The organism is Nocardia sp. NPDC058497 (assembly GCF_042720195.1).
GTDB lineage: Bacteria > Actinomycetota > Actinomycetes > Mycobacteriales > Mycobacteriaceae > Nocardia.
Genome location: NZ_JBHXMY010000280.1, coordinates 1 through 7,578, shown reverse-complemented (window position 1 = coordinate 7,578; position 7,578 = coordinate 1). Strand labels below are relative to the sequence as shown.

The 7,578-nt window shown below is 68.7% G+C and carries 8 protein-coding genes; 6 read left to right on the top strand and 2 right to left on the bottom strand.

The features are described from left to right. Positions 1–138: 138 nt before the first annotated feature. Positions 139–1,032 carry a haloalkane dehalogenase gene (locus ACFWPJ_RS19110; RefSeq protein ID WP_378853093.1) on the top strand — a complete coding sequence of 298 codons (894 nt, stop codon included), beginning with the start codon at positions 139–141 and terminating at the stop codon, positions 1,030–1,032. Positions 1,033–1,050: 18 nt separating this feature from the next. On the opposite strand, the gene ACFWPJ_RS19105 is transcribed toward ACFWPJ_RS19110, so the two are convergent. Further along, positions 1,051–2,058, bottom strand: a complete 1,008-nt coding sequence (locus ACFWPJ_RS19105) for a YeiH family protein (RefSeq protein ID WP_378853091.1) — start codon at positions 2,056–2,058, stop codon at positions 1,051–1,053. A gap of 108 nt (positions 2,059–2,166) precedes the next feature. On the opposite strand from ACFWPJ_RS19105, the gene ACFWPJ_RS19100 reads away from it, so the two are divergent. The 3 genes from ACFWPJ_RS19100 (at position 2,167) to ACFWPJ_RS19090 (ending at position 4,708) form a co-directional block, all read left to right on the top strand. Further along, entirely contained in the window at positions 2,167–2,760 is a 594-nt protein-coding gene (locus ACFWPJ_RS19100) for a YdcF family protein (protein ID WP_378853089.1), read from the top strand. Positions 2,761–2,797: 37 nt separating this feature from the next. Beyond that, on the top strand, positions 2,798–3,739 hold the full coding sequence (locus ACFWPJ_RS19095; protein ID WP_378853087.1) for a LysR substrate-binding domain-containing protein: 942 nt from the start codon (positions 2,798–2,800) through the stop codon (positions 3,737–3,739). Positions 3,740–3,874: 135 nt separating this feature from the next. Beyond that, positions 3,875–4,708 carry an IclR family transcriptional regulator gene (locus tag ACFWPJ_RS19090; protein WP_378853085.1) on the top strand — a complete coding sequence of 278 codons (834 nt, stop codon included), beginning with the start codon at positions 3,875–3,877 and terminating at the stop codon, positions 4,706–4,708. Between the two features lie 5 nt (positions 4,709–4,713). On the opposite strand, the gene ACFWPJ_RS19085 is transcribed toward ACFWPJ_RS19090, so the two are convergent. Next, positions 4,714–6,411: an FAD-binding dehydrogenase gene (locus ACFWPJ_RS19085; RefSeq protein WP_378853083.1), complete on the bottom strand. Its 1,698-nt coding sequence runs from the start codon at positions 6,409–6,411 to the stop codon at positions 4,714–4,716. A gap of 72 nt (positions 6,412–6,483) precedes the next feature. On the opposite strand from ACFWPJ_RS19085, the gene ACFWPJ_RS19080 reads away from it, so the two are divergent. Beyond that, entirely contained in the window at positions 6,484–6,705 is a 222-nt protein-coding gene (locus ACFWPJ_RS19080; RefSeq protein ID WP_378853081.1) for a hypothetical protein, read from the top strand. A 271-nt stretch (positions 6,706–6,976) separates the two neighbouring features. Then, positions 6,977–7,543 carry a cutinase family protein gene (locus ACFWPJ_RS19075; RefSeq protein ID WP_378853079.1) on the top strand — a complete coding sequence of 189 codons (567 nt, stop codon included), beginning with the start codon at positions 6,977–6,979 and terminating at the stop codon, positions 7,541–7,543. The last annotated feature ends 35 nt before the right edge of the window (positions 7,544–7,578 follow it).

The window sequence follows — 7,578 nt, the reverse complement described above, 5'->3', positions numbered from 1 at the left end:
ATCGTGGTGTCGCCCCACTCGACCGTCAATTCTGAAACACCCTCGGGCAAAACAGAACTCGGCACGAACCGGACTCGGTGCGGCCTACCGCACGCCCGGGTGCGCGCCATGTAGTCTCCCATCGGGAGGGAGGGCCCAATGCTGATCGATTTTGTTCCCGACAGGAATCTGTACCCGTTCGAGTCCCGATGGTTCGACTCGTCCGCAGGCCGGGTGCACTACATCGACGAGGGGACCGGACCACCGATCCTGTTCTGTCACGGCGCCCCGTCGTGGAGCTTCGTCTACCGCCACATCGTGCGGAACCTGCGGGACCGGTACCGGTGTATCGCTGTCGACAATCCGGGCTTCGGACTGTCCGAACGTCCCGCGGGGTACGGCTACACCATCGCCGAGCATACCGCCGTCCTCGGCGAGCTGATCGACCACCTGCAGCTCGACGACTTCGTCGTCATGGGACACGACTGGGGCGGACCCATCGGCCTTGGCGCGGCCACCTCGCGCGCCGATCGGGTACGGGGGATCGTGCTGGGCAACACCGTGTTCTGGCCGATGGAAGCTCTGGCCAACAAGGCGTTCAGCGCGATCATGAGCAGCAGGCCGATGCAGCGGCGGATTCTCGAACAGAACTTCCTCGTCGAGCGCGTCCTGCTGGCAGAACTGGGCCGCAAGCTCACCGAGACCGAGGCCGACCACTACCGCGCGGTACAGCCCATCGCGGAAGCCCGGTGCGGACTCGCCGCGACGCCCAAGGAAATTCGCGCCGCACGTCCGCTACTGGACCGACTCGCCCGCGACGTGCCCGCCCTGCTCGGCGACAAGCCGACCCTGCTGGTATGGGGCATGAAGGATATGGCGTTCCGTCCGAATGCCTATCTCCCGCGCATGCGTACCGTCTTCACGGATGTCGACGTAGTCGAGCTGCCGCGGGCGGGCCACTTCATTCAGGAACACGAACCGGACGCGATCACCGCGGCGATCGCCCGGCGATTTCCTGCGAGTGGAGCTTCGGAACCATCACCTGGCCGGTGAGGGACGGATCCGCGCCGTTCAGCACCAGCCGGTGAGGTACATCAGGCCCAGGCTGGCTACGCCGAGGATCAGGCCGAGCGCGCCACCGAGCACCAGGGGACGGATACCCGCGCTGCGGAGTCGCTCGATGCTGAGCGAAGTACCGATCGCGGCGAGGACCGCGGCGATGAGCCAGCTGCTGGTCGTGGCCAACGGCGTGGTCAGCGCCGTGGGCAGGATGCCGAGACCGGCGATGATCGAGGCGGCCAGGAACAAGACGACGAACAGGGGGAACGCCTGGCGCAGCGAACCCGCGGGTGCGCCGGTCTCCTCGACGAGGTGACGACGGCCGACGTGCAGGCCAAGACACAGCGGGATGATGGCCAGACCGCGCACCAGCTTCACGATCACCGCGAAATGCGCCGCACCCGCGCCGAAGACGACGCTCGCCGCCAGCACCGAGGAGGTGTCGTTGATCGCGGTTCCCGCCCACAGGCCGAAGGCTTCCTGCGACAGGCCCAACGCGCGGCCGAGCGGCGGATACACCAGCACGGCAGTGACATTGAAGACGAAGATGGTGCCGAGCGCGTAGGCGACCCGCTGTTTGTCCGGTCGCAGCACCGCGGTGGCCGCCGCGATCGCGGACGCGCCGCAGACCGTCGTCCCCACGGCCACCAGCATCGCCGATTCCCGGTCGACCGCCAGCATCCGGCCGACACAGAAGGCCGCCACCGCGCCGACGACGAGCGTCCCGATCAGCACGACCGCGGTCTCGCGTCCCACGCTCAACACCGACCCCAGCGGCAGCCCGAGCCCGAGCAGCACGATCGCCAGACCGAGCAACCGCTGCCGGGCGACCTCGAGCCCGGGACCGAACATCTCGTCCGTCGCCACCTTCCGCCGCAGCATCATTCCGGCGGCGGCACCCGCACCCAGCGCCAGCACGGGCGCACCGAGCATCGGCAGTGCCTTGCCGGCCGGCGTCGCCACGGTGGCCATGAGTGCGGCGAGGGCCAGTCCGGGAGCGAAGGTGCGTACGTGGTTCACTCCACCACCTTCGCCGCACCGAAGAATACGAGGTAGAGGCAGGTTTCGGAGGAGCTCATAATGCTGGCTTATGGGAACCGTGTTCGGTCGGTGTGCTTTGCTGGAGAGGTGCGGAAACGAACCGGGCTGACGATCGCCGCCGGTATCGGTCTGATGCTGTGGGGTGAATGGGCGAACTGGCGCGCGTCCCGGCGGGGCGTCGGGCCCGCGCGCGCCGGGTCCGAGGCTGTCGTCGTCCTCGGCTATCGCAACACGGGGGAACGCGCCAATGCCATGAATCGGTGGCGGGTCCGTGCCGGTCTGCGTTCCCTCGATCCGGGTGCGACCGAGACTCGTCTCGTGTTGTGCGGTGGAGCATGTGCGGGTCCGGTACCGGAAGCCGCGCTGATGGCGGAGTACGCGACGGATTCGCGCGGGTATCGCGGGGAACTCGTGCTCGAGGATGCGAGCCGATCCACCTGGGAGAACATCGCTTTCGCGATCCCGTATCTGAAGGACGTCGACCGGATCAAGATCGTCTCACTGCCCACCCACGCCGCGACGGGCCGCGACTATCTCGCGGAACAGAGTCCGGAACTGGCCGTGCGCCTCGTTCCGGGACAGGAGTACCGATTCGGCGAATGGATGCCGCTGAAACCGGTCGTCGCCCTCTACGGCGTGGTGAAGAATCTGCGCCGCCGGCTCCGCTCCGAGGACGCCTGATGCGGTGCGTCAGCGTCGCCTCACCCATAATCGGCGCATGACGCTGCCACCCGGAGCCCCCGATCTGGAGGTGCTCGACCTCCTCGTGTCGGTGTCCGAACTGGGCAGCCTGGGCGCCGCCGCCCGCAGGCACGGCATCAGTCAGCCCGCGGCGAGCATGCGGATCAGCGCGCTGGAACGCCGGATGCGGGTGAAGCTGCTCGACCGTGGGCCGACCGGCTCCGAGTTGACCGACGCGGGCCGCGCCGTCGTCGACCACGCGCGTACCGTCCTCGCCGCCGTGCGCGACCTCGTCGACGACGTCGACCGCCTGCGCGCGGCCCAGGCCCCGCGCCTGCGCATCGCCGCCTCGAAAACGATTGCCGACCACCGTATTCCGCACTGGCTGGCCGCGCTGCGCACCGATCATCCCGAGGTCCTGATCTCCCTCGAAGTGGAGAACTCGACCCAGGTCGCCGCCCTCGTGCGCGACGGTGTCGCCGATGTCGGATTCGTCGAGGGCCCGCATCCGCCCGCCGGCCTCGGCAGCCGGGTGCTCGGCACCGACGACCTGGTCGTCGTCGTGGCGCCGGACCACCCGTGGGCCCGCCGCACCACCCCGGTCGCCCTGGCCGAACTGGCAGGCACCGCGCTGCTGTGGCGCGAACCCGGCTCCGGCACCCGCGACACCGTCTGGGACCTGCTCAGCACCGCCGCGACACCCACCGGACCGGCCGCGGAACTGGGATCGGCGGCGGCGATCGTCGCCGCGGCCAGAACCGGTATGGCGCCGGCCGTCTTGAGCCGCTTGATCGCGGCACCCGATCTCGCCACCGGCGCCCTTGTCGCCGTCCCGTCCGCCGACGCTGCCCGGCTGACCCGCAAATTCCGCGCCATCTGGCGCCGCAACACCCCGCCATCGGGGCCGGGTGAACTGCTCGTCGAACGGGCCGCGCAGCTCGAGAACGCCCGGCGCCCGTCCAGCCAGGAACCGGCATAGCCGATCGGACACCGCTCGGCAGCACGTGACTGGGTCACGGAATCGCCTGGTGAACCGGATGGTCCAGCGAAATGGTGCGTAAGCGGAGCAGACGGCTCTAGTCTGTATCCGCTACACACTGTGGAGGTTGGATCAATGACGGTCGAGATCGTGACCGAGCCGGCGCCGGAGGACCTGTGGACCGGATCGGGCCGGGCCGCCGGAGCGCCGCCGACGTCGATGATCGAGCGGATGACGCTGATCCTCGACGCGTTCGATTCGACCACCCCCACCCTCACCCTGCTCGGCCTGGCCGAACGCACCGGGTTGCCGCGCTCGACCGTGCACCGCATCCTCGACCAGATGATCCGGCTGCGCTGGCTCGCGCACACTCCCGGCGGCTACCGCCTCGGCCTGCGCGTGCTCGAACTGGGCGGCCTGGCAGCCGAACACAACGAACTGCGCGAGGTCGTCGGGCCGCTGCTCTACGACCTCAGCCAGCGCACCGGCCTGATCGGCCATCTCGCTGTTCTCGACGGACGTGAGGTGCTGTTCCTGGACCGCGCGGGCGGACGCAGCCAGGTCGCCATCCCGACCCGCGTCGGCGGCCGACTGCCCGCGCACTGCACCGCACTCGGCAAAGCCTTGCTCGCGACCCTCGAACCGGGCATCGCCGAAGGCTCGCTGCGCGGCAACGCCACCCCGCGCACGGCCCGCACGATCGTCGATCGCGCCGAACTGCATCGCGAACTCGCCCGCATCCGCAACCGGCAGGGCGTCGCCGTCGACACCGAGGAATCGATGCCCGGCGTCGGCTGCGTGGCGGTACCGATCCGCGGACGTGGCGTCGCGCTGGCCGCGATCTCGTTGTCGGGCACGGTGAACGGCGACCGCAGCGCACTCGACACCGCCCGGCTGGCGCGGGCACTGGCCGAGGTGGCCAAGGAAGCGGCGCGCGCCCTGGCCCCCAGGCACGGCCGCCCCCTCTAGACCACTCAGCCTGCCGCGCGGTGCTTCGCCATCGCGCGCCCCGCCGCGCGGCCGGAGAAGATGCAGCCGCCGAGGAACGTGCCCTCCAGCGCGTTGTACCCGTGCACGCCGCCACCGCCGAAGCCCGCGACCTCACCGGCGGCGAAGAGCCCGGGGAATGGCGAGCCGTCGGGGCGCAGCACCTGCGAGTCGAGGTCGGTCTGCAAGCCGCCCAGCGTCTTTCGGGTCAGGATGTTGAGCCGCACCGCGATGAGCGGGCCCTGGGCAGGGTCGAGAATACGATGCGGTTTGACGACCCGCCCCGCCTTGTCACCGAAGTACTTGCGCGCGTTGGTGATCGCGGCGATCTGCGCGTCCTTGGTGTAGGGGTTGGTGACTTCGCGGTCCCTGGCGACGATCTGGCGTTCCAGCTCCGCCGCGTCCAGCTGGGGGCCGCGCGCAATCTTGTTCATGCCGTCCACGAGGTCGACGAGCGAATCGGCGACGACGAAGTCCACCCCGTGCTGCTTGAACGCCTCCACCGGGCCCGGCGCGCCCTTGGCGACCCGGCTGCGCAACGTGAGCTTGAGATCCTTGCCGGTGATGTCGGGATTCTGCTCCGACCCCGACAGCGCGAACTCCTTCTCGATGATCGTCTGGTTCAGCACGAACCACGAGTAGTCGTACCCGGTCGACAGGATCCGGCGCATGGTCTCATTGGTGTCGAAACCGGGGAAACACGGTGCGGGCATGCGGGTTCCGTTCGCGTCGAACCACAGCGACGACGGGCCCGGAATGATCCGGATGGCGTGATCGGGCCAGATCGGATCCCAGTTGTTGATGCCCTCGGTGTAATGCCACATCCGGTCGCGGTTCACCAGGGCGGCGCCCGCCTGCTCGGAGATGCCGAGCATCCGACCGTCGACATAGGCCGGTACGCCGGAGATCATGGTCTCCGGGCAGGGGCCGAGACGTTCGGTGGGCCAGTTTCGGCGGATCATGTCGTGCGCGTGCCCGATGCCGCCCGAACTCACCAGGACCGACGGCGCGTGGAAGGTGAACTCGCCCACCACATCCCGGTTGGAGGCCACGCCGCGTTCGGTATCGGTCGGCGCGAGGACGCTGCCGCTGATCCCGGTGACGGCGCCGTCGTCGACGATCAGCTCGTCGACCCGGTGCCGAAACGCGAAGCGCACCAACCCGCGGGCCGCACCGGCCAGGACGGGCTCGAGGAAGACCCGGAGCACTTCGGGCCCGGTGCCCCAGGTGAGGTGGAACCGGGGCACCGAGTTGCCGTGCCCGTCGGCGAGCCCGCCGCCACGCTCGGCCCAGCCGACCAGGGGAGTGACGCGTAAGCCCAAGGCGTGCAGGTAGTCCCGCTTCTCCTCGGTCGCGAACCGGACGTAGGCCTGCGCCCACTGACGCGCCATCCGGTCCTCGTCCTCGCGGTCGAATCCGGCCGAACCGAGCCAGTCCTGCAGTGCCAGTTCGTAGGAGTCCTTGATGCCGAGCCGGCGCTGCTCGGGGCTGTCGACGAAGAACAGGCCGCCCAGCGACCAGAACGCCTGCCCGCCGAGATTGGCGCGGTTCTCCTGGTCGACCACCAGGACCTTGCGTCCGGCCAGCACCAGCTCATGGGTGGCAACCAGGCCGGCGAGGCCGGCTCCGACGACAATCGCGTCGGGGAGGAAATCGTCGGTGTGTTCTGGCACAGTGCTCGGCATGCTACGGAACGTAGCATTGGTGCGTCGGTGGAAGGGCGCTGTGTTTCATTTCGAGAGAGACTTGGGGAATCCATGAACGTCCGAACCCGAACCCGCACCGGTGCCGCCGTGCTCGTACTCGCGGTCGCCGCCGGTCTGGGCGCCACCTCCTGCTCGCGCAGCGAGCGCTGGTGCGAACGTGACCAGGGCGATGTCCTGGTCGAGAACTCCTACTGCGAGCGCGGCGTCGCCGGCTACGAATGGGAGCCCGACCACGACAAGCCCAAGAAGAAGAAAAAGCCCAAGAAGCACTGATCACGTCGGCGGCCTTGTGCCGCAGGCGATCCGAGACTCGACCGTGGCACAAGTGATGCCGAGTTCGCGTCGAGTCGATGTAGGTCAGCGGGTATTCCACCCTTGAGCACGCCGAATACCGTTGCGGTGGACGGTGATCGCTCTTTCTCTATTCTCACAACGGCGTGAGTGGGTGGATGCCATGACCTATCGAAAGGTAATTCGGAACGTCGCAGGACATACAGCGCGAGCGCTGTCGGTGTTGCTACTGGCCGTGGGAATCGGGACAGCGATGTCCCCCGGGCTGACAGCGTGGGCGCAGAGTTGCGCCACGCTCGATGTCGTAGTCGCCCGCGGCACAAACGAACCCGGCTATCTGGGCGCGGTCGTCGGCGATCCGCTCTACGCGGTGCTCAGTGCGCAGCTGCCGGTCGACACCTCCGCCCACCGGGTCGAGTACCCGGCCGATCTCCTGGTGCCCTCCTCGTTCTCCGACGGCACCAGGGCGATGACCGGCCACCTGCTCGCGCAGGCCGCCGCCTGCCCCGACCAGCGGTTCGTGCTCGTCGGCTACTCGCAGGGCGCGGCTGTGGCCCACGGCGTCCTCGGCTCGCCGGCGATGATGCTGCTGCCGGGAATGTACGTGCTGCCGCACTGGATGTCCGACCGGGTCGTCGCGGTGCTGCTGTTCGGCGACCCGCTGCGGCTGGTCGGCGGCACGGTGGCGCCGTTGTACGCCGATCGCACCGCGAACTATAGCACCGCAGCCGATCCGGTGTGCGCGGGCGGTATTTTACCGACCGCCCACTGCGCCAACGGCCTGTCTCGTATACACATCACCGATCCCACGAGACCGTAAATCATATAGGTTTACGGTTGGTGGTTGTTAAGAGT

Bases quoted from the DNA above. Each gene is read 5' to 3' on its own strand.
- ACFWPJ_RS19110 (WP_378853093.1), top strand. From the start codon at position 139: ATGCTGATCGATTTTGTTCCCGACAGGAATCTGTACCCGTTCGAGTCC.
- ACFWPJ_RS19075 (WP_378853079.1), top strand. From the start codon at position 6,977: ATGTCCCCCGGGCTGACAGCGTGGGCGCAGAGTTGCGCCACGCTCGAT.
- ACFWPJ_RS19085 (WP_378853083.1), bottom strand. From the start codon at position 6,411: ATGCCGAGCACTGTGCCAGAACACACCGACGATTTCCTCCCCGACGCG.
- ACFWPJ_RS19080 (WP_378853081.1), top strand. From the start codon at position 6,484: ATGAACGTCCGAACCCGAACCCGCACCGGTGCCGCCGTGCTCGTACTC.
- ACFWPJ_RS19095 (WP_378853087.1), top strand. From the start codon at position 2,798: ATGACGCTGCCACCCGGAGCCCCCGATCTGGAGGTGCTCGACCTCCTC.
- ACFWPJ_RS19090 (WP_378853085.1), top strand. From the start codon at position 3,875: ATGACGGTCGAGATCGTGACCGAGCCGGCGCCGGAGGACCTGTGGACC.